This window comes from Enterococcus termitis (genome assembly GCF_001730305.1).
GTDB classification, from domain to species: domain Bacteria; phylum Bacillota; class Bacilli; order Lactobacillales; family Enterococcaceae; genus Enterococcus_L; species Enterococcus_L termitis.
In genome coordinates this window covers 1-22,234 of the sequence record NZ_MIJY01000044.1, presented here as the reverse complement: position 1 = coordinate 22,234, position 22,234 = coordinate 1, and the positions used below count along the sequence as shown (strand labels likewise).

26 protein-coding genes and 2 pseudogenes are annotated in these 22,234 nt (G+C 36.0%); 2 read left to right on the top strand and 26 right to left on the bottom strand.

Features of this window, described 5'->3' with window-relative positions:
* Positions 1-182 precede the first annotated feature (182 nt).
* Positions 183-956 carry a chitin disaccharide deacetylase gene (chbG, locus tag BCR25_RS15585; protein WP_069664528.1) on the top strand — a complete coding sequence of 258 codons (774 nt, stop codon included), beginning with the start codon at positions 183-185 and terminating at the stop codon, positions 954-956.
* Between the two features lie 159 nt (positions 957-1,115).
* Here chbG and BCR25_RS15580 read toward each other — a convergent pair whose 3' ends face one another.
* The 7 genes from BCR25_RS15580 to spx form a co-directional block, all read right to left on the bottom strand.
* A complete protein-coding gene (locus tag BCR25_RS15580) occupies positions 1,116-1,913 on the bottom strand; it encodes a MurR/RpiR family transcriptional regulator (RefSeq protein WP_069664527.1) in 798 nt (265 codons plus the stop codon).
* A 278-nt stretch (positions 1,914-2,191) separates the two neighbouring features.
* On the bottom strand, positions 2,192-4,267 hold the full coding sequence (locus BCR25_RS15575; RefSeq protein WP_069664526.1) for a beta-galactosidase: 2,076 nt from the start codon (positions 4,265-4,267) through the stop codon (positions 2,192-2,194).
* A 4-nt stretch (positions 4,268-4,271) separates the two neighbouring features.
* The gene (locus BCR25_RS15570) at positions 4,272-6,515 is read right to left on the bottom strand and encodes an alpha-galactosidase (protein ID WP_069664525.1); all 2,244 of its coding nucleotides are present in this window, start codon (positions 6,513-6,515) and stop codon (positions 4,272-4,274) included.
* 103 nt (positions 6,516-6,618) lie between these two features.
* A complete protein-coding gene (locus tag BCR25_RS15565) occupies positions 6,619-7,068 on the bottom strand; it encodes a DUF3284 domain-containing protein (RefSeq protein ID WP_069664524.1) in 450 nt (149 codons plus the stop codon).
* Positions 7,069-7,111: 43 nt separating this feature from the next.
* On the bottom strand, positions 7,112-8,407 hold the full coding sequence (locus tag BCR25_RS15560; RefSeq protein ID WP_069664523.1) for a PTS sugar transporter subunit IIC: 1,296 nt from the start codon (positions 8,405-8,407) through the stop codon (positions 7,112-7,114).
* 238 nt (positions 8,408-8,645) lie between these two features.
* On the bottom strand, positions 8,646-9,689 hold the full coding sequence (locus tag BCR25_RS15555; RefSeq protein ID WP_069664522.1) for a LacI family DNA-binding transcriptional regulator: 1,044 nt from the start codon (positions 9,687-9,689) through the stop codon (positions 8,646-8,648).
* A gap of 141 nt (positions 9,690-9,830) precedes the next feature.
* Complete coding sequence (gene spx / locus BCR25_RS15550; RefSeq protein WP_069664521.1) at positions 9,831-10,241, bottom strand: transcriptional regulator Spx; 411 nt, start codon at positions 10,239-10,241, stop codon at positions 9,831-9,833.
* 236 nt (positions 10,242-10,477) lie between these two features.
* Between spx and BCR25_RS15545 the strand changes: the two genes are divergently transcribed.
* On the top strand, positions 10,478-10,744 hold the full coding sequence (locus BCR25_RS15545; RefSeq protein ID WP_069664520.1) for a hypothetical protein: 267 nt from the start codon (positions 10,478-10,480) through the stop codon (positions 10,742-10,744).
* 278 nt (positions 10,745-11,022) lie between these two features.
* Here BCR25_RS15545 and BCR25_RS15540 read toward each other — a convergent pair whose 3' ends face one another.
* The 19 genes and pseudogenes from BCR25_RS15540 to BCR25_RS20470 all read right to left on the bottom strand — a co-directional run.
* A complete protein-coding gene (locus BCR25_RS15540) occupies positions 11,023-11,349 on the bottom strand; it encodes a hypothetical protein (RefSeq protein WP_069664519.1) in 327 nt (108 codons plus the stop codon).
* Positions 11,350-11,353: 4 nt separating this feature from the next.
* The gene (locus tag BCR25_RS15535) at positions 11,354-11,641 is read right to left on the bottom strand and encodes a hypothetical protein (protein ID WP_069664518.1); all 288 of its coding nucleotides are present in this window, start codon (positions 11,639-11,641) and stop codon (positions 11,354-11,356) included.
* Positions 11,642-11,656: 15 nt separating this feature from the next.
* Positions 11,657-13,210 carry a cutinase family protein gene (locus tag BCR25_RS15530; protein ID WP_069664517.1) on the bottom strand — a complete coding sequence of 518 codons (1,554 nt, stop codon included), beginning with the start codon at positions 13,208-13,210 and terminating at the stop codon, positions 11,657-11,659.
* Positions 13,203-13,604: a hypothetical protein gene (locus BCR25_RS15525; RefSeq protein ID WP_069664516.1), complete on the bottom strand. Its 402-nt coding sequence runs from the start codon at positions 13,602-13,604 to the stop codon at positions 13,203-13,205. Before BCR25_RS15525 ends, BCR25_RS15530 begins: the two co-directional genes overlap by 8 nt.
* 73 nt (positions 13,605-13,677) lie before the next feature.
* The gene (locus tag BCR25_RS15520) at positions 13,678-13,974 is read right to left on the bottom strand and encodes a WXG100 family type VII secretion target (protein ID WP_069664508.1); all 297 of its coding nucleotides are present in this window, start codon (positions 13,972-13,974) and stop codon (positions 13,678-13,680) included.
* Between the two features lie 128 nt (positions 13,975-14,102).
* Positions 14,103-14,848 (bottom strand): annotated as a pseudogene (locus tag BCR25_RS15515) (cutinase family protein); the annotation flags it as partial.
* A complete protein-coding gene (locus BCR25_RS15510) occupies positions 14,841-15,251 on the bottom strand; it encodes a hypothetical protein (RefSeq protein ID WP_069664514.1) in 411 nt (136 codons plus the stop codon). The pseudogene BCR25_RS15515 and the gene BCR25_RS15510, both read right to left, overlap by 8 nt.
* Before the next feature lie 65 nt (positions 15,252-15,316).
* Positions 15,317-16,042: pseudogene (locus BCR25_RS15505) on the bottom strand (cutinase family protein); the annotation flags it as partial.
* 1 nt (position 16,043) lies between these two features.
* Complete coding sequence (locus BCR25_RS15500; protein ID WP_069664512.1) at positions 16,044-16,439, bottom strand: hypothetical protein; 396 nt, start codon at positions 16,437-16,439, stop codon at positions 16,044-16,046.
* Positions 16,440-16,605: 166 nt separating this feature from the next.
* Positions 16,606-16,914: a hypothetical protein gene (locus BCR25_RS15495; RefSeq protein ID WP_249023542.1), complete on the bottom strand. Its 309-nt coding sequence runs from the start codon at positions 16,912-16,914 to the stop codon at positions 16,606-16,608.
* Entirely contained in the window at positions 16,907-17,320 is a 414-nt protein-coding gene (locus BCR25_RS15490) for a hypothetical protein (RefSeq protein WP_069664511.1), read from the bottom strand. The genes BCR25_RS15495 and BCR25_RS15490 overlap by 8 nt, the downstream gene beginning before the upstream one ends.
* Positions 17,321-17,494: 174 nt before the next feature.
* A complete protein-coding gene (locus BCR25_RS15485; RefSeq protein ID WP_069664510.1) occupies positions 17,495-17,797 on the bottom strand; it encodes a hypothetical protein in 303 nt (100 codons plus the stop codon).
* Positions 17,798-17,815: 18 nt separating this feature from the next.
* Positions 17,816-18,205: a hypothetical protein gene (locus BCR25_RS15480; protein ID WP_069664509.1), complete on the bottom strand. Its 390-nt coding sequence runs from the start codon at positions 18,203-18,205 to the stop codon at positions 17,816-17,818.
* A 339-nt stretch (positions 18,206-18,544) separates the two neighbouring features.
* Positions 18,545-18,685 (bottom strand): hypothetical protein, encoded by a 141-nt coding sequence (locus tag BCR25_RS20600; RefSeq protein WP_211272518.1) that lies wholly within the window; start codon positions 18,683-18,685, stop codon positions 18,545-18,547.
* A 1-nt stretch (position 18,686) separates the two neighbouring features.
* Positions 18,687-19,100, bottom strand: a complete 414-nt coding sequence (locus BCR25_RS15475) for a hypothetical protein (protein WP_249023541.1) — start codon at positions 19,098-19,100, stop codon at positions 18,687-18,689.
* Between the two features lie 72 nt (positions 19,101-19,172).
* Positions 19,173-19,469 carry a WXG100 family type VII secretion target gene (locus BCR25_RS15470; protein WP_069664508.1) on the bottom strand — a complete coding sequence of 99 codons (297 nt, stop codon included), beginning with the start codon at positions 19,467-19,469 and terminating at the stop codon, positions 19,173-19,175.
* Positions 19,470-20,035: 566 nt separating this feature from the next.
* Entirely contained in the window at positions 20,036-20,422 is a 387-nt protein-coding gene (locus tag BCR25_RS15465; protein WP_069664507.1) for a hypothetical protein, read from the bottom strand.
* A 17-nt stretch (positions 20,423-20,439) separates the two neighbouring features.
* Positions 20,440-21,939, bottom strand: a complete 1,500-nt coding sequence (locus tag BCR25_RS15460; protein WP_069664506.1) for a T7SS effector LXG polymorphic toxin — start codon at positions 21,937-21,939, stop codon at positions 20,440-20,442.
* Positions 21,930-22,234, bottom strand: a 305-nt coding sequence (locus tag BCR25_RS20470) for a hypothetical protein (protein ID WP_069664505.1), incomplete at its 5' end; no start/stop codon positions are given. The genes BCR25_RS15460 and BCR25_RS20470, both read right to left, overlap by 10 nt.

Sequence of the window (22,234 nt, the reverse complement as noted above, 5' to 3'; positions counted from 1 at the left end):
ATATTAAGCAACACATCCGTTTTTTCTTTTTTCCTTCCTGTTGCCCAAATTATAGCGCTTTCATATCCAGTGGAATAAAGATTTTCATGATTTGGAAAAAATTTCCAACTATTGGAAATACTGATTATTAATTGGCAGAACTCGATATATTGTAGCTAAATGATTGCGAAAGGAGTAAAAAAATGACATTAATCATCAATGCAGACGACTTTGGGTTAAGCAAAGGACAAAACTACGGGATCATCGATTGTTTCTTAAATGGCGTTGTAACTTCAACTACTCTGCTTAGCACAGGTGAAGCATTTAACCATGCCTGTAGCTTAGCAAAAAACAATCCTAAACTTGATATCGGGGTCCATCTTTCGTTGGATCTTGGTAAACCGATTTCAGACAAACAAGTTATCCCTAGTCTTTTAAACAATGATTATACGTTCAAACGCTACGACTTAGAAAAAAACTATATAGGGGTTCAGCCAGAAGAGGTTTATAAAGAATGGCGCGCTCAAATAGAAAAAGTATACGCTGCTGGTTTAACACCTAGCCACATAGATTCTCATCATCACATCCATATGATGCTAGATGTTTTTCCAGTCTATATTCAATTGGCTAAAGAATTTCAGCTGGCTGTTCGTTTCCATCCTAGAAAATGGAGCGCTGAACAAATACAGCAATTTTCACCTTTACTTGATGACTTAGTTTGTGCAGATCACTTTTTAAATACCTTTTATGCTACAACAATCAGACCCGACTTTTTCGCAGATCTGCAATTAAAACAGGAGAGCACTTACGAAATGATGTGTCATCCGGCTTATCTAGATCAATGGATCATGGAAAACAGTAGCTATAATATCCAACGATCCATCGAAGCTGAAACCCTACAACACGCCCAAACGCTTCAATATATTCAACAACAAGGAATCCAGCTGATCAATTTCAACCAATTGAAGCGTCACTAAACTAAAAAAACGTGAGCGGGACCATAACTCTTCGAGTCATATCTCACTCACTTGGAATCCGAATAAACGGTGGAAGCAGAAGCAATCCCTTCGGAAATAAGCAGGAATTCACAAAAATTTGAAGATCAATTTTCGTGAATTCCTGTTTATTTCTCGGGATTAAACACTTCTGTTCCATCCTCTTTTTTTATTTTGCATATATACTTCTAATGCCAAAATCCCTTTGATTGCTTCAAAAGCATAAGGATACGCAGTAAACCCTTCTTTTTCATCATAGTAAATAAACTGATCGATATACTTATTGTTACGGAACCCTCGATTAGCAGAGATCATAACGATTTTAGGACGATTATTTTTACTCAATTCAAGATCATGAATCAAAAAGCGTTTCAAATGACTGCCTCCCCTAGAGAACAACAGAATCAAGGTTTCATTATCTGCTTCTTCTATATACTCTAATTGTTCCTGAAACCTACTCCTCGTATCCATCACGATCCCACTGGTCAAAAGATCCGTCTGTAGATTCAAAACAACACTTTGAGAGTGCAAAGAACCAAAAGCTGCGACCTTAGGGTAGGTTAAAATATCTTTCGCTAGCTGCTGGAGTTCTGTTTCTTGGATACTTTCCTTTAGCAACTGCAGATTTTTAATTATGCTATCAATATAGGAATCCTTCAGCGCTTCTTCTCTACGTCCAGCGAACATAAATTTTGTATCCGCAATGTCTGTCCATTGAAAAAATTGATGCTTTAATTCATTAAAATCACGAAACCCGATTTTCCGACAAAAACGAGAGACACTGGAATTAGAAACAAAACACGCTTTTGCCAGCTGAGAAATGTTGTATTTGTGCATATCCTTCAAATTACTCAAAATGAAGCGGGAAATTCTGTAATCATTTGTTCCAACAGGCTCACTATTTAATGTCGCCAACAACATAATTACCATATTAAACATTCACTGACCTCCTTACTATTCGGTTCTTTATGATTAAATAGTCCTTCAATAGCAACAATCTCTTCTTTAGAACCAAACGGTACAAATCCAACTTCGTCCCTATCACTTCACAAATTTAGTCTTTTTTTACTGCCTTACTATTATTTTAGAGGAAAAAACTTCAGTTGAAAAGAAAAACTGTATAAGTAGCTTAGCTAGAATCGGCTACTTATACAGTTTATTTTATGTTTTGAAATATCTTCAGAGTAACGATCTATCGTTCTTTGCGAAAAAATGCTTTATTTATTGTCTGGGTCTTTCGTATTCGCTCTTCTTTCTTTCACCACTCGAACCTCATAGGGGTTCACTGTTATATTTCCGCTGATTATTTCATCGTTTTCCATATCTTGAACGTTTTTTGTTAAGAAAACTGTTTTTTCATCTGACGAAAAGTTCATGATAAAATAATAGGCCTGCTGATCGTTCACTCTTTTTTGAATCGATACTTCCGGATCAGAAACTTCTACTAAATCATTTCTTAAATCCAATTTTTCTATTAATTCGCGGTAAAAATCCCTTAAAAAGTCTTTGCCTGTCCGAGCAGCTATAAAGTATGTCTCCCCTTGTTCAACAGTATGTTGCACAACAGCAGCTGTGCCAGCATAGAATTCCTGCTGATAGATCGCTAATTCTTGCCCAGTACTCACGTCGATCACAGTAGAATAATCCTTCGTTCGATAAACCTTATTCTTATACAAAATCTGATTACTTTCTTCTGGATAAAGAATATCCAGCTCGAGTGGCTTCAATCCAAACAATCGCTGCAGAATTTCTGGCCAACCGCCGATATTTAAGAGGTCTGCCTCATTTACCATACCTGTAAAATAGCTGGAAACCAGCGTTCCTCCTGCTAAAACATAGTTTTCCAGCTTCTGCATCGTTTCTTCCCGTAAAAGATACAGCATCGGCGCAATCACTAAGTCGTAGTTTTCGAAGGGATGGTCAGAAGTGATAATATCCACCGGAATATCCTGTTCCCAAAACACCGCATAATGCTCTTGTAACGTCTGAGGATAACGTCTAGTAGGTCGACCAAAACCGCCGCCTCGTTTCAGCGCCCAATTGCTGTCCCAATCAAAAATGATTGCTACTCGAACCTCTTTTTTACTGCCTTTAATTTCAGCGAGCTTTTCTAAGCGCTTGCCATATTCTGCCACTTCCTTAAATACTCGATTTTCAGCTGAATTATCATGATCAACAACAGCCCCGTGAAACTTTTCAGAATTTCCACGAGATTTCCGCCACTGAAAATAAAGCGTACTGTCAGAACCATGAGCAAGCTGTTGAAAGGAACTCAACATGTGAACTCCCGGGCGCTTTGATTTATTAAACGAATGCCAGTTGACTGCACTTGGCGTTGATTCCATCACTAAAAAAGGCTGCTGCTTTAAAGACCAGTACTGATCATGTACATAAGCTGATTTCATAGCTGTTTCAGCAAGCGATTCATAATTATTATGCCAGTCAGGGTAGCTGTCCCAACTAACAATATCGACATACTTCGCAAATTTACCATAATCAATGCCTTCAAGTGGAATAAAATCATGTGCATCATGACCTTCAGCCATGAAATTTGTTGTAACAGGTACATCTGGTGTCACCTCACGCAACGGTTCAATTTCAGCCAAATAAAAATCGATCGTTTGATCTGTTACAAAACGTTTCCAGTCCAAGTCCATCCCATGAATTTTCGTTTCTCCCAACGGATTTGGCGGCAACACCTGCGACCAGCTGCTATAACGACTGCCCCAGAAATTCATCCACCACGCTTCATTCACATTATCCAGAGTTTTATACTTATTTTTTACCCATTTACGCCAATTTTCCTGACAATAACTACAGTAACATTCTCCGGAATATTCATTCGATACATGCCACATCGATAGAGCTGGATGATTCCCATAACGTTCTGCCAATTTACGATTGATCCGTTGAACTTTTTCACGATAAACTGGAGAGGAATAACAATGATTATGTCTAAAACCATGCGTATGTTTCTCGCCTAATGAATTAGTTCTGTTAACTTCTGGGTATCTTTCGCTGAGCCATTGCGGTCGTCCACCGCTTGGCGTTGCCAAAATGACATTACCGCCTAGCTGACTGACTTTTTCAAATACATCATCTAACCAGTCAAACTGAAAAATGCCTTCTTCTGGCTCCAAGGCATACCATGAAAAAACACCTACCGTTACTGTATTGATTTTTGCCTGCTTCATTTTTTTGAAATCATCTTCAAGAATCTCTGGATAATTTAGCCACTGATCTGGATTATAATCTCCACCATGTAAAAATCGGCGCTCTTTATCAACTCTCATCCTATTATTCTCCTTCAGCTTCATCTATTGCCTGAATGCAGTAGATATATGATTGAAAATCCCCTCTAACTTGTGCTTGTTCATGATTTGCGCCATTAAATTGATATGGTTTTCTAAGGCCCACGTGTTCGAGAACCTGTCCACGAACGTCTTCTTCCCCATTAATTTGATACAGCTTTTTCTTATCAAGAACTGGAATTTTGATATATTCTAGCGACGGATTATTGGCTTTGGCAAGGATGCGGTAAAAGCCGATGATTGCTTCTTTTTTATCTTCACTGACGACACCCCAGCAAACTTCATTTTCGCCTGTTTCAAGTAACTGAAAAAAATGACCATGCGTCAATAAGTCTCTATGTTGCTTGTAGTAGTCGATTTGCGTTTTAATCTGTTCTTTTTCCAATTCACTAAGTGCGTGCAGATCCAGCTCATAGCCTAACGGACCAAACATGGCAAGATCCTGCCTCATTTTTAATGATGTCACTCTTTCCACTTGATGATTCGGACTCGCTGAAACATGATTGCTGAACGAAGATAATGGATAGGCTAACAGCGTTCCTGTTTGAATAGCTAAACGTTCTACTGCATCACTGTCATCGCTTGGCCAAATTTGCGGACTATAAAACAGAATCCCTAGGTCATATCTGCCACCACCACCAGCACAACCTTCGATCAGAACATCTGGAAAATCAGTCAGAATTTTCTCATACAGCGAATACACACCCAAAATATACCGATGGAAAAATTCCGTTTGAGCAATTTCTTGTTTTTCCAAATAAGGAGAATACGCCTCTGTGATATTTCGATTCATATCCCATTTTATATAATCCAAATTTGTTTCCTTAATAATTTTTTTCATCTGTCCATAAATATAAGAAACCACTTCTGGATTCGAAAAATCCAGTACATATTGACCGCGCCCGATCGATACTCGTTCAACAGGATGTCTGACGACCCATTCTGGATGCTCCGCACATATATGACTGTCAGGAGAAACCATTTCTGGTTCAAACCACAGACCAAATTGTAACCCCAATGCATGAATATCCTTCGCAAAAGCTCCGATCCCATCTGGAAATTTTTCTTTATCTGTCCACCAGTCTCCTAAAGACCCTCTATCCACATTTCTCTTTCCAAACCAGCCATCATCTAATACAAAACATTCCATTCCTAACTGTTTCCCAGATTCAGCCAGCTCCAACAATGTTTGATGGTTAAAATTGAAATAGGTTGCTTCCCAGTTATTAAAAACAATTGGCCGATTTTTTAACCGCCACTGCGGATCAATAATATGGTTTTCTATGAAGGTTGCGTATTTGCTTGAAAGCTGGTTTAATCCAGCATTACTGTACATTAAAACGGCCTCCGGTGTGTCAAACTGCTCTTCTTTTTTTAATGTTTTAGAAAAATACTCTGGATTGATTCCCAGCATCATTCTCGTTTTATCCCACTCATCCACCTCTACCTGTCCAGCAAAATTTCCAGAATACACAACGTTCATTGCATAAACTTCTCCTGTATCGATACTACCGTTCTTCTGCTGCAGTGCGATGAACGGATTGTGTTGATGTCCTGAAGCACCTTTCAACGAACTTACTAAAACACTTCCTTGTTGAAGTGACTGACGCTTGATATGTCGTTCTTTTAGCCAGGCACCAGATAAATGTAGAAACTCGTAATCTGCTGTAGGCAGTTCCAGAATACCGCTGAGCATTTTTTGAATATTGACAGGCGTCTCTCCTAAATTTCTGAGCCGCTGACTTTTTACAATCGCTGCCGAATCCTTAAACACCGTGTAATTCAACTCAAGTTCCAGGTGATGATCGACATCCTTCAATGTAATTGTCAGAGTCTCCGATTCTCCTTTAGCCGCATACGTTTTTGGGGCAGAAAGCTGTCGCTCTTTTTCATCGGTAAGTTTGTAATCTGTGACTTTAAAATCCAAGTAAAGCGGCGTTTCACCTTTAAAAACTTCTATTGTCCCTTTTTTAAAATCACTGGTTCCGTATACCGGATATTCCTGCGCCCGATCAGCCAACGTAAACAAACTACTGTCTTGAGAATACTTCACCGTTCCAGCAGATTTATTTGTCCGCTCTGTCAAATAATCAATGTCCTCTTCCGTCAATTTTCCAAGAGATGAACCGTAGTACAAATGTCCTAGTTGTTGGTTTTCCATTATATAAAAGAGGTAACTAATCTCCTCATTCCTTAAATGAAAATATTTTTCAGCAATAATTTCAATCATCGTCAATTCCTCATTAGCTTTCATTTTCGTGTTGTAAAACAGGTCGTATCTGAGATCACAGCGCTATAATTCAACATAGTTCTTTCAACTACGCCCAGAGAACTCAATTAAATCGAGTGTCAGCCAAACTGTCCAAATAGGTCATTCGCTGCTTTATCCCGCGATTATAGAAAAACTTATAGAGTAGACCCACCAGCATAAACCCAAACTGATTTCGTGACTGTTCAAACATATTTTTTTCAGAGTACGTCACTAGTGTGTTACCACCTTTTTCTTTAAAATCATACGTCTGGATAATATCTCCTGTTGCAGAAGTTGTTTTCATTTGGATACAACGATTCTCTTCTAACTTTAAAATCGTCATCGTATTTTCTACACCGATTTTCTGCGTTTTGGTCAGTAAATGACAGGTGATGCTCGTTCCTTCTTCTAAAGACAAAACTGATGCATCTTGACGCTGAAAATAACTTAACTGTTCAGCCATCACCGCCTTAAAAACGGCAGATAAATCAGATGTCATTGTATGGGTATAGCTCAGCGTATCTACTCTCATATTTTTCGTCCTCTCTGTTTTACAAATCTATTGTCTCTGTCAATTATTCAGAAGCAATGTCAATTTCTGCTCTCTCTTCTTTCAAATATTCATTGTCCATTGCCATTAAGAAAGGAATCCAGATCAAAGTCATCAAAATAACTGTTACGACCTGTAAAATGGCGCCGGCAATCGATCCTGTTCCCAACCAGCCGGAAAGAATAATCGGTGTCGTCCAAACAACCGTTGCTCCTATCGGACGCGGAACTAAACCTACTGCAATCGCAAAGTAAGAAACGGTTGTACAGACTAGAGGTCCTACAATCCACGGAATGAACGCCAATGGGTTTAAAACAATCGGCAAACCAAATGTCATTGGTTCTGAAACATTAAATATTGCAGGTGCGATAATCGTCTTCATTGTCTTTTTCATTCGAATGGATTTGGCAATAAAGAAGGCCATTGTAATGGAAACACCTAGCTGCATACCTTGAGTAACAAACACACCCATAAAGGTTGTATTGATAATATGAGGTAATTGTTCAGCACCAGCTTTGTACGCTTCATAGTTTTCAATCGCCAAAGCACCCATAATTGGATCAATCACTGCATTGACCACCAACGTACCGTGAATGCCAAACCACCAGAACAGTTGAGTAAAGAATACAGCAATCAGCACAGCCGGCAAGGTTCCGCCTAAGCCCATCAACGGACGTTGTAAAATCTCATAAACAAAATCAACAGCATTGCCCCAAGTTGTAAAGGTAAACAAATAACGAATTAGGTTAAAAAGAAACAATGGTGCAGCCCCTGGAATAATCGCAACAAATGATTCCGCGATCATCGGCGGTACAGAATCCGGCATTTTAATGGTAAAGCCCGTTCGACTGATCCGACAGTATATTTCCGTCGCAACTATAGCAGAAAGAATTCCTACAAACATGCCTTCCGCGCCGAGTTTTGATACAGGAATAAAAGTGCCCATCGCTTCGTCTTGTCCAAACGGTAACAACATAATAAAACTGGATAAAGAAATTGCTCCGGCAAATATTTGCGGCTGCTTATAATGTCCTGCCAACTGATAGCCAATCCCATAGACAATAAACACAGCTGAAATACTCATCGTCGCATTCCCAACTGGACCAAAAAAGTCATTTAAAAAGGTATTAAATGCTTCTGGCAAAAACTTGGCAAATCCAAACGTCGTAGGTAGATTTTGAATAATAATCATAATAGATGCAAACATTGTTGCAGGAAATGCCATCATAAATCCATCACGTAAACTTAATAAATAGCGGTTATTCGCAATCACCGTTGCAAACGGCACCATCTTTTCTGCGAGCTTGTCAACAAATTTCATTACTGTTACTCCCCTTTAATATTTTTTTGCAAACGTTTACTAAACCCAGTATAATTGTTTAGTTAATGTTTACACAACCCTTATTTTTTATTTTCTAAAAAAGATTTCGCCAAGTCCCGCCGTATCAGAAAAAAACGCAATACAAAACGAAAGATTCGTTTTGTATTGCGCACTAAATTCGACTATACAATGAAAAAAAACGTGATGCGTTCTCAGCTGTTTACAGATAAAATTTATTTCAGTCAACTGCTTCAATGATTTTCTTCACTGATTCTCTCAGCTTTAACTCTGTTGAACAGATCACCCGGATAGGCATGATACGTTCTTCAAGCATTCTTTCTTTGGCTAGTCTCACTGCTAGACAGCCCATCTCTTCTGCATTCATTCTGACGCTTGAAAGCGCAGGCGTCATGTACTGAGCAATATCAATATCATCAAAGCTGACAATAGAAATGTCAGCTGGTATTCGCAGCCCAGCATCGTTTATTGCTCGATACACCCCAACAGCCATCGGGTCACTCGCCACTACTACTGCCGTTGGCAATGGATCAGCTGCCAGCATTTCTTTTGCCAATGCCACGCCTGATTCAGTTGACCAACTGCCTTGATAGACCGCGGCACAGTCTTCCAAATTGTTCAATTTTATCCACTCTTGAAAGTTCTCTGCCCGAACCTCCTCTTTGTAGCGAACTACTTGTCCATCAATCGCAACTTTACTAGCCAATCCGCCGATAAACGCAAAGCGACGATGTCCATTTTGATATAATGTATCTAATATTTCGTGTGTTTTGTCAGCAAAATCTGTTTGAATACAATCATACTGAGAATAATTTGTATAAGTATCTACTAGAATCAATTTCTGATTAAAGCTATAGGCCTTTTCAACCGCATCTTGGGTCATCTCGCCAACCATTACTACCGCTCCATATTTTGACAGCTGTTCCCAATCCTTCTCCTTATCTCTCATTCGAAAAACTCTTAGAACACGCAAGCGCCATTTTTCAGCCTCTTTCTCGATCCCTCTTCTAATATAACGGAAATAAGGATCATCTAATTCTGATTCCGCACTGTGTCTGACCACAAGAGCGATAGTCTGTTCATCTCCTGTACTTCGGGAGCCGTGCTTATTTTTTTCTTTGGAGTAATTCATTTTATTAGCAATGTCGATGACACGTTTTCTTGTATTTTCATTAATGCTGAACGTCTCATCGTTATTCAAAATCCTTGAGACACTGGCCGCAGATACACCAGCCATTTTTGCTATATCACGAATACTTGCCATTTTCCCCACCACCATTTGTTTAGTGTTTACTAATCAATGGTATCAGTTTTAGCCATACTTGTCTATTAGTGAAAAAAATAGATGCGTTATTCGTTTATCAATTTTTCATAGCTTGGTTCGCTCAACTGTCTTCCCCTCAAATTAATCTGTATATAAAGGCCACTGCTTCAAGTAAACATCTTTACTAATGAATTTTCTAACCTCTTGAGGTATAAAAACTGCAAGCTCTTCCTCTTTAAAGCCAATGACCAGATGTTTTTTATCAATAATAAGTGGTTTTTTGATCAGTTGCGGATATTCTGCCAATATAGAAACACATTTATCAAGCGCCAATGATTCTATTTCTCCCCTAAGTTCTTTGTATACATTTGAGTTTGTCGCAATAATCTCCATGAGTCCTTCCTCTGTAGCAGAAACGATTTCTCGCAATTCATCTTTAGTGAAGGGATCCTTTTCAACTTCCCGCTCCAAAAAAACAAGGTCCTTTTCTCTTAACCACCTTTTCGCTTTTCTACATGATAGACAATCAGCATTCCCATAAAGCTTGATCATGATCACAGTCCCTCCTAGAATACTTTCACTATTTACATTTTAATCTTAGCACTTGCTTTTACTAGTGATTACTTAAAAAAGTATGTCTAGGTGAAGTAAAAAAATACAACGAACTACTCCCTTAGATGCTAATCATAATAATATCTTTAAATTGGTTGCATTAGTATAATGAAAAAGAAGGCGTTTCACTATGTTCTTTTTACCTAAGATCAATCTTTAGAAAGCAGGATGAAACTATGAAAACACAAGAAGTGATCAAGAAATATCTTTTATCCAAGCAATCAGTGAAAAAATTGGAAATCGTTCAATTTTTGATCAAGAGAGATCACTTTTTCAGCACACAGCCTAATACATTGATGCCTTCTTATAGCTTATACGAAGAACGAGACTACGTCACATCACTTAAATCAAAGATTCAAGATTTTTATTTAGTATTCAAAGATTCTTACAACGGAGCATTACCGATTTACAAAGATAAGGAAAAGACGATTACTCTATTTTAGAGTTTTAGCATACAAAAAAAAGTAAAGCTTTCTATAGTGGATCAAACCATAAAGCAGGTTATGTTTGTTTAGGAGATAACAGTTTTTCTAGTATTAAATATTTAGCTTTCTTCTTTAGGTATAAAAATAGATCAACCATCGGTTAGGATGATTGATCTTCATAGATATGATAGTATATAGATGTTTTTGATTTTAGGATAAACGTCAAAAACAGAAGTACCTTCAGCAGTGAAATTGTTGAAAAAGGAAGCTTATACTATAGAGTAAGTATTTTGAACTCACTCCTCTTCTTTTTCTATTTTTTCTACTGTCCTTAGGTAGGTTCGTTTTAGTTCGTTTTGTTTTTCTTCGACTTTTTGTGTGAAGCGTCGTGCTTCGGATTGTATCGTTGCTTGGCTTTCTTCCATTTGTCGATAGAACACTCGTTTATCCCAAGAATCATTTTTTGTTAGATAGAGAACTTTATCCATTAACTTTTCGGTTTCTTTTTTGAATCTGTCCACATCTTCTTCCATTTTTTTCTGTGTTTGTTGAAGAGCTCGTTTATCCTGCTCGTATTGTTCTGTTAATTGACGTTGTTTCTTTTTTCGTTCATCTGGACTCATTCGATTAAACCTCTTTTACGGGTGTTTTAAAGGTAGGTTTCGCTAACTGGGTCAAACTCTGTTTCGCAGAGGTTGCACTGTTTCCCTGTAAAGCTCCTTCCAACGCTCCTGGAAGGATACTATTACTTTGTTGGTACATGGCTTCTGCTAGTTCATTTAGCGTACTAGTAGAATTTTGTCTGGTTGTACCTAACCGTGCCTTTTTTGCGGTGATGATTGCTTTTATAGCGATCCGTTCCTGATTTTTGCGTTCTTGCTTTAACTTTAATTGCAAAGCTTTTTCTTCCTCCATACTAAAACTCCTTTGTTACTTCTTCGTGAATATATTTTTCCCTGCAGTGCCATCATATTCTTGAATGTTCTTTGCGACAGTCGTTAACGTTTTACTAAATGCAGTCAATTTTTCTTTGTATTTTTTTGCTTCATTTATATTACTTGTTGCTTGACCACTATCCCATAAATTATTTTTTTTATAAGGAGCAATCAGTGCTTCAACTTCATAGCTTTCTAATGATTGTTGGATTGATAATGCACCTTCTCGAATTTCTTGAACGACTAAATCTACTTCATCTTCTGCTTCTTGTTGGTCATTTTTTTGAATTAATACATATTCCTCGCCAACTGTTTTCGCTTTGTTTGCGACTTCTGTGGCAAGTTCGCCTCGAAGTTCAATTTTTTTACTGCCAGAAGCTCCACGTATACGTCCTTGTAAGCTAGCTACATTTCCTTGCCATTCACTTGCGACTTTAGCATCGGCAACAATTTTGTCGTATTCTTTCATAAATTTTTTATAAAGGTACGCATCTCCTGCGATTGCTGCCCAAAACGCTCCAGAAGACACTCCTTCTCCGGTAGTGGCTAACAACTTGTTCATATATTTATCAATAAGTTTGGACAATTTGATCCCTGCAGTGAAAATATAGCCATGGTCTTTTAAATTAGCTTCTTTCAGTGTCCCGTCTGGATTTAATTGATATTGGCCAAAGTCATGACTGGAACCATTTTTACCAGCATCAAACGTTGTGTTAAATGATTTTGGCAATAAATAATGGACTTTTCCGATTTCATCCACGCCTTTTTTATTTCGATTCAACATAGAAACAATATCAAAAGCATTCACATAATATTCGATTCTCCCTTGTTCTTCTAGCCGTTGAATATTCGCTTGTGCTTGTTTTGACATCTTATTAATGCTCTCTCTCGCATCAGGACCTTGAAATAAAATGACCTTATCAATCTTCTCAATATCTCCTGCCGGTAGATTGGCTACAGCTTGAATCGTGACCATGGTTCCCAATGAATGTCCGGTCATCGACATGGTGGCATTCGGCGCTTTAGTTCCCATTTCTTTAATTTTTTGGTGCATCGCTTCTGTCGCTAATTTTGCTTGGGGGATATAGGCATCTCCTACTGCAAAGGACGCATTATTGTTTACCCAATCGTTTAAATTATTGCCTGCCCACCCTTTTTTTACATCTGTAGAAGCACCATCACTTCCACGAGTAGTGAAATACGTATGTTTGGTGTCTGTATTTAGAGTAGGGGTATCCGTTACATAATATGAGTTATATCCTGCTTTTTCATCCGTTAATAACCCTTTTTGGTACTCTTTATCTTCTCCAAAAAACTTCTTTTCAGTTACTGTTTTTACGGTGTTATCTGGTTGAAGATAAACTATACCCTCATTTGGAAGATTCTTTCCACCTGTAGTCAATTCTCCATTGACAGTTTTATTTTCAGAAAAATCAAACTCCCTTTCTTTTTTATCTTTTCGATAACTAGGAAATGAGTTTGGCCTACCTGTATAAGCACTTTCTGCAAGATTCGCATAAATATTATTAAAACTCTCTAAGTTACTCATAAATTCTTCCCCCAACATACAAAGAATTTAACAAACCTATCGTACCTAATTTAGGAAGATTATCATCATCCATTCCAAAACTTAAGGTAAAATTAGAATCCTTTATATCATTGAATCCCCCTTCAAGTATCAATAATTCTCCTGCTCCCATAGGAGTTCCATTTCCAATTTTTTCAGTTTTCACACTATTCCAATTAAATTGTATGCTCTTAACCTTTGGACTTTGACTTTTAATATACTCAATCATTTCATCTTCATGATCTTTAAGAAAAGCAATCTGTTTTTCTTTTTCTGTTGGTTCGGTCATTTTTTGCACTCCTAACACGCTTATTATTCCTAAAAGTACGATAATTCCTGTAATTATTCCTAGTTTAACTGCTCTTTTCTTATTCAAACGTTAAACTCCTTTACTAAAAAAAGCGTTAGCGTAAGACTGTGCACGAACGCTTTTTTCGTCAATATATTTTTTAATTTAAACCAAAAGAACTGGCATCTTGTTGGTCACGTTGTGCCACTGTATCCGCATATTTGTTTAATTGACTATTAATGCTGATAAGTAGTTCTTCCATTTTCTTCACGTTACCTTCTAGCTGATTGTATTGCTCTAAGTACGATTGAAACGCTTGACCTTTCCATTCTTGCGCGATCTGTTGATTCATTGAGTTTACTTTACGGATTGCATCTTGAATTTGTTGTTGTGATTGCGTGTAGACTTTTGCTTGTGATTTGAGTTGTTCGGGTGTGACTGAAATTGCTCCTGACATATTATTCTCTCCTTTTTGTAAAACATCGTATTTAACAAATTATAAGCAATATAAATACTTCCTGTCAATTAAAGTTTTAGCATTAAATCCATTCATTCGTTATTTAAACCCTAAGTAGACATAATCCCGATTTTCCCTTGTTCTTCTAGCCGTTGAATATTCGCTTGTGCTTGTCTTGACATCTTATTAATGCTCTCTCTCGCATCAGGACCTTGAAATAAAATGACCTTATCAATCTTCTCAATATCTCCTGCCGGTAGATTGGCTACAGCTTGAATCGTGACCATGGTTCCCAATGAATGTCCGGTCATCGACATGGTGGCGTTCGGCGCTTTTGTTCTCATCTCTGCTATTTTTTGGTGCATCGCTTCTATTACTAGTTTTGCTTGAGGGATATAGGCCTCTCCTACTGCAAAGGATGCATTATTATTTACCCAATCGTTTAAATTATTGCCTGCCCACCCTTTTTTTACATCTGTAGAAGCACCATCACTTCCACGAGTCGTGAAATACGTATGTTTGGTGTCTGTATTTAGAGTAGGGGTATCCGTAACGTAATATGAGTTATACCCTGCTTTCTCATCCGTTAATAACCCTTTTTGGTATTCTTTATCTTCTCCAAAAAACTTCTTTTCGGTCACTGTTTTTACGGTGTTATCTGGTTGTAAATAGACGGAATCTATACTATTTCCATGTGCATCTTGTGAACCAGAAAAATCAAATTTAACCGATTGATCTTTTGCTAATTGTTTTTTTGGCTATCGGTCAAACCATTGGCAAAGTTATAAATATTTCCTTCACCGTCTTTTCTGTTGTTATAAGAACTTTGCGCCAAATCTGCATAAATATTGGTGAAGTTATCCAAATCAGCCATTATTTTTTTCTCCTATCCCTCTATCGAAATTATTAGTAGATAATTCTTTTATTTCTGAAGGCATATTTATATCATCTGGAATAATGGTAATAACACCACCATCAATTTCATTTTTGTTACTGTCATATAAATTAATTTTTAAAGTATATAGTTTTTGAGTAAATGCCCCACTATCTTCAACTTTAAATGAATTCCATTCATAATCTACCTTTGAAATTTTACTTTTAGGATTTCTATTTTTGATATATTCAGTTAGCTCACTTTCATGTTCTTTGAGAAAAGTAATTTGTTTTTCTTTTTCTGTTGGTTCGGTCATTTTTTGCACTCCTAACACGCTTATTGCTCCAAAAATTAAAATAATTCCCGTTAATATGGTTAGTTTCACTGCTCTTTTCTTACTCAAAGGTTAGCCCCCTTGCTAATTGACACACTATCAAATGCATTGACACAATACTCAATTTTACCTTATTCTTCCAATAATTGAATGTTTTTTTGCGCTTGTTCAGACATTTTATTTATACTTTCACGAGCATCAAGTCCTTGAAATAAGATCACTTTATCAATTTTGTTTATATCTTTTGCTGGAAGATTGGCTACAGCTTGAATCGTGACCATGGTTCCCAATGAATGTCCGGTCATCGACATGGTGGCGTTCGGCGCTTTTGTTCTCATCTCTGCTATTTTTTGGTGCATCGCTTCTATTACTAGTTTTGCTTGAGGAATATAACCTTTTTCAGCAAAAACGAGATTATTGTCTACCCAATTGTTTAAATTATTTCCTGCCCACCCTTTTGTCAAATCCTTCACATTCGTAGGAAGAGCATCACTTCCTACGAATGTGAAGGATGTATGTTTTGTATCTGTATTTAGAGCAGGGGTATCGGTTAAATAATAAGAGTTATAGCATGCTTTTTCATCTGTCAATAATCCTTTTTGATACTCCTTATCTTTGCCAAAAAACTTTTTTTTAGTGACTGTTTTGACGATATTATCTGGTTGTAAATAGACGGAATCAATACTATTCCCATGTGTATCTTTTGCATTTGAAAAATTAAATTTTACGGACTTATTAGAATCTAATTTACTTTGTTGACTAGGCTTTAATTCATTGTAAGGAAAGTTGTTTTCCCTACCGATATATGCATCTTGTGCTAAATCAGCATATATATTATAATCTTTTTCTAAATTAGCCATGTCATTCCCCTTCGTCAGTTAATGGTTGACCATATTTGATAGTATTTAGGTCTGGTAAGTTACTATCATCTATTTGAAGGTCCAATCTAAAATCTAAATTTTCTTGATTATTTACAAAACCAAATATTTGAATCACCTTACCTGCTCCTTTAGGTAGACCATTCCCTATTGTATTCTCAGTTACACTATCCCAGTTATAAGTAATTTTCGATATCTGAAATTCAGCACTATTTTCAATATACTCATTCATTTCATTTTCATGCTTTTTAAGAAAAGCAATCTGTTTTTCTTTTATTGAAGGTTCTGCCATCTTTTTCACTCCTAACACGCTTATTGTTCCAAAAATTAAAATAATTCCCGTTAATATGATTAGTTTCACTGCTCTTTTCTTATTCAAAGGTTAGCCCCCTTTGCTAATTGACACACTATCAAATGCATTGACGTAATACTCAACTTTACCTTGTTCTTCCAATAATTGAATGTTTTTTGTGTAGACACAACATCACTTCCACGAGTCGTGAAATACGTATGTTTGGTGTCTATATTTAGAGCAGGGGTATCGGTTAGATATTAAGAGTTATAGCATGCTTTTTCATCTGCCAATAAACCTTTTTGATACTCCTTATCTTTGCCAAAAAACTTTTTTCAGTGACTGTTTTGACGGTATTATCTGGTTGTAAATAAACCGTATCTATACTATTTCCATGTGTATCTTTAGCATTTAAAAAATTAAATTTTACGGATTCATTTGAATCAATTTTATTTTTCTGTTTTCCTAAAAGTGAATTATAGGGAAACGGTCTAGGACGACCTGTATAGGCACTTTGATCTAGATCTGCATATATATTACTACTATTTTCTAAATCAGCCATTTTTCTTCCCCTGAATATTAGAATATATTGGGTCATTTAAAATCAGTAACTCATTGATATCGCTTAATTTTTCGATATCGGTATCAATTCTAAGTATATACCCTTGATTATCATATTTTGGTTCAGAACTGTTACTGATATCAAACTCAACAGTTAACATAGGTTTAGAAAACGCAACACTTTCGTCTACTTTAGCTGTATCCCAGTGTATTGTAACTGTCTCCTTTTTAGAACTGTATTTTTTAATATATTCAGTCATTTCATCTTCATGTTCTTTAAGAAAAGCAATCTGTTTTTCTTTTATTGAAGGTTCTGCCTTCTTTTTCACTCCTAACACGCTTATTGTTCCAAAAATTAAAATAATTCCCGTTAATATGATTAGTTTCACTGCTCTTTTCTTATTCAAAGGTTAGCCCCCTTTGCTAATTGATACACTATCAAATGTATTGACGTAATACTCAACTTTACCTTGTTCTTCCAATAATTGAATGTTTTTTTGTGTAGACACAACATCACTTCCATGAGTCGTGAAATACGTATGTTTGGTGTCTGTATTTAGAGCAGGGGTATCGGTTAGATATTAAGAGTTATAGCATGCTTTTTCATCTGTCAATAATCCTTTTTGATACTCCTTATCTTCTCCAAAAAACTTCTTTTCAGTCACTGTTTTTACGGTGTTATCTGTTTGTAAATAAACCGTATCTATACTATTTCCATGCGCATCTTTTGCATTAGGAAACTCGTACTTAGCGAAGCCTTCATCTTCTAGCTCTTTATTTTGAACTTTTGTTGGTTTTGCAAACATAAAACCTTCTTCTCTGCCTGTATATGCTCCTTGGGCTAAATCAGCATATATGTTAGATTTGTTTTCTAAATTTGCCATAGAATGGTTACCTCCTAACTATTCAATTAGTTCAATTCTTTTAGGATCAGAAATATCATCTGGTATAATATAAATTTCGAATCCATCCAAATTATTTTCATTTCTATCAAATATATCTACTTCAATACTTAATTTTTTTTCTGAAAAAGCCATACTTTGGATTTCTGCTACTGAATTCCAATTAAAAACAATACTATCTAAATTATAATTATATTTTTTTAGTTGTACGTATTCACTGTCTTTTTCGATATACTCAATCATTTCATCTTCATGTTCTTTAAGAAAAGCAAGCTGTTTTTCTTTTATTGAGGGTTTGGTTATTTTTTTTACTCCTAACACGCTCATTGTTCCAAAAATTAAAATAATTCCCACTAATATGATTAGTTTCACTGCTCTTTTCTTATTCAAAGGTTAGCCCCCTTTGCTAATTGATACATTATCAAATGCATTGACATAATACTCAATTTTATCTTGTTCTTCCAATAATTGAATGTTTTTTTGTAGACACAACATCACTTCCTCGAGTAGCGAAATACGTATGTTTGATGTCTGTATTTAGAGCAGGAGTATCCGTAACATAATATGAGTTATACCCTGCTTTTTCATCCGTTAATAACCCTTTTTGGTATTCTTTATCTTTGCCAAAAAACTTCTTTTCGGTCACTGTTTTGACGGTATTATCTGGTTGTAAATAGACGGAAGCAATACTATTCCCATGTGCATCTTTAGCATTTGAAAAATTAAATTTTACGACTCATTTTTTTTACGGCTGTCTAATTGCCCTTCATTCCACTTATTTTTATCATAAGGAAATTGTGTAGGTCTGCCTGTATAGGCACCTTGTGCCAAATCTGCATAAATATTATAATCATGCTCTAAATTAGCCATACTAAATGTTTTCTTTGGAGTAGTTATAATCCGCATTTATTGTGTACATATCTTTAATTTTAACAGGATCGTTTATATTGTCAGGGCTTACTGCAAATCCAAATGAATTTATATCAGTATCATGATAATCAATTACTTTTATTCTAAGCGTTAATATGTCATCTCCACCTTGAGGTAGTCCATTCTCGACCACTTCATCATCTAAAGTAGACCAATCGTAATAAACTTTTGAAATTTTATCATCTTGATTTTTGATAAAGTCTGTCATTTCATTTTCGCGCTTTTTCAGAAAAGCAAGCTGTTTTTCTTTTATTGAAGGTTCTGCCTTCTTTTTCACTCCTAAGACACCTATTATTCCTAAAAATACGATAACTCCTGTAATCATTCCTAGTTTAACTGCTTTTTTCTTATTCAAACGTTAAACTCCTTTACTAAAAAAGCGTTAGCGCAAGACTTTGCACTAACGCTTTTGACGTCAATATATTTTTTAGTTTAAACCAAAAGAACTAGCGTCTTGTTGATCACGTTGTGCCACTGTATCCGCATATTTGTTTAATTGACTATTAATGCTAATAAGTAGTTCTTCCATTTTTTTCACGTTACCTTCTAGCTGATTGTATTGCTCTAAGTACGATTGAAACGCTTGACCTTTCCATTCTTGAGCGATCTGTTGATTCATTGAGTTTACTTTACGGATCGCATCTTGAATTTGTTGTTGCGATTGCGTGTAGACTTTTGCTTGTGATTTGAGTTGTTCGGGTGTGACTGAAATTGCTCCTGACATACTATTCTCTCCTTTTTGTAAAACATGATATAACAAAATTATAACAATCTGTTTACTTCCTGTCAATTAAAGTTTTACTACCACATCCGTTTATTTGCTTTTTAACGTCTTTATAGTCATATTCTCGATTAATATAAGATTCAACTTTAGCAAATAATACAAGTCTTTTCTATCTTATCTAATTTTTTTACGAAAAGAAAAATTGTATAAGCAGCTTATCTAGAGTTAGCTGCCTATAAATATCTTGGTGGCTAATTTCTTTGATTGGTTGCTTAGTTTCTGTTTTAATCATTTCTTTCACTCCTTTAATTTTTGATACACGAAAAAACGATATCAGTGATTGTTTCCTCACTAATACCGTTTCATAATTTTTACATTTTCTAGCTGAAATAATTGTACACTTAAGAAACATTCAAAAAGACTAAAAAAGTCCTCTGAATTTTTGTACAATAAATACAATGAGCTTTTTGTTAGCTATTGGCAACTTGATTAGTGAGTTCATCCTTACTAGTCAAGGCTTTACTATCCGACGCCAATCAGATAGTAAAGTGCCTTTTTTATTATATTCATTTGTCTATTTTATAATTTTTAATCCAATTAAGAATTTCTTTTTTGTTAGTAATTAGTTTGATAAAATTTTCTTCATCAAATTGAACTCGTGTATCTTTTATATTAACACCATGAGCCTCACTTAACATATCAATTATCATCACTTTTCCTTCTGAGCTAGATAATAAATATTGATTACCTTCTAAAAATACACCTTCGTACTCGTACCCATCATATAATTCGTCACTAAAATTAGATTTCTTACTAACATCATCAGAAACTACAAAATCTATTGTTTCTTGTAAATTATCTTCATCAATTTCTGAAAGTAAGAAGTCCTCTATTTTAAATATTTGTTGTTTTTTATACGATTGTAAAATATTTGTTATTTGTCTATCAATCACTTTGCTTATCTCCTATCTTAAGGTTTTGGGACAGGATAAGTAGTCCACACATTTTTTAATTCATCATAAACTATCTTTATATGTGTTTCCCCTTTGGTTCCAATAACTTTCCCTGTATCAATAATACTAGAAAAAGAATTTTGTCCTTGGCTCCCTACTCCATTTGGTATAGTTTCTACAAGTTTTCCATTTTTTAATGCATCTTGAACTATTTTATTAGCTTCTTCTGCTGAAGACACATTAAACTTTCTAGCTCTCTTAGCAGTTGAACTATTCAAATGTTTATTCTTAATTTCAAACTTTTTAATATTAATATCCAATATTTTTCCAGCCCCACTGGCTTTCTTATACGATTTATTTACATTACTCTTATTTTTATCTAGCGTATAATTCTTTCCATTCTTACTTCCTTGAATAACTGTATTCTTATTAGATGGACTATTTTTGGGAGTAGATACTTTCACAACCCCTTTAACCATCACGCCCATTGTGATTAACCCATTTGCCAATAACGATGCTTTCCCTAATTTTTCGGCTGTTGTTAATTTTTTCCCGGTCACACTATCGATCCCTGTTGAAAGTTCTTTTATCAACGTCGCATTTTGTTCATAGAATAACTCGTCCATTCCTTTTCCACGATCCCCTTGAACAAATCCTAGACCATGTTTTGCAATCATACGACTCAACCATTCATTATACGCCAAACTTACCGCAATATCTTCTGACGTGGCTGTCGTTTTTCCTTTTTCTACCCAAAGCCATATTTTTCCATACCCTAAATCAATTAATTTATATTCCCGATTTCCTACATCCGGTTGCTTATCTCCTGTGAGCCCGTTTAAATCACTTGCTTTTTTCAATTGATTAAACCAACTTTTATCGACTCCTTCTGGCAAAGAGTACGAGCCGTCACTATTCACTACTGTATTCTCTAAAATTAAACAATTTTGCATGGCCACTTTCATGTCATTCAAACTCTTACTGAACAAGCCGTTTGTTTGGGAAGAAAAGGTGTGTAGTTTCTCTAATTTCTTTTCGAGTTCTCGAATATCGTCTTCGTAATCATTCGACATGCGAGCCAAATTGGATTGAACGTTTAATAAAGCGTCCAATACTTTTGCTACAGGATTATTTCGAGACAATGTTCTAGCTAATGCTGCCGAAGCATCGACAGACGCTTTCATCGCTTTTTTCGTGGCTATTTGTTGCCTTAATTTGTCTTCATCCAATATCCCCTCACCTGAAACCAACGCATCGGCGGAACTGTAGGTCTGTAACTCACTTTCAATGCTATCTATTGCAGAGGTTACTTTGCTAATAGTGGGTACAATTAAATCACTAAACAATCCTTTACCAGCCTTGTAAGCTGCTCCAGACAATGTTTTACCGTCTACCGCAGCTATCACCTGTTGACTGCCAGATTTTAATTGTTCGGACGCTTCCTTGCCACTTTGGATGTTTTTCTGTAAGGCAGAGATTAATTGTGAAGAATCTGAGCTAGAATAAATCAATCCCAAGGAATTTCCCCCCTCTTTTTATACAATTCTTCAGTTTCTTTATCAAGTATTTTTCGCTGCTCGGCATAACTAGTAGTTAAATTATCTTCAGCTTCTCGCAATTGACGGACAAAAAAACGTTCTTGTTCTTCATTTCTTCGTTGAATGCGAAGCCCTTCACTATTTCCATCACGAACAACATCTTCATTTAACATGGCCAGCGTATGATAACCTCGTCGTAACTCTTCTTGTAAGTCTTGTAGATTCATTTCGATCTTCTTCTGATCTCGTTTCAATTCATCCATACTTGTTTCTT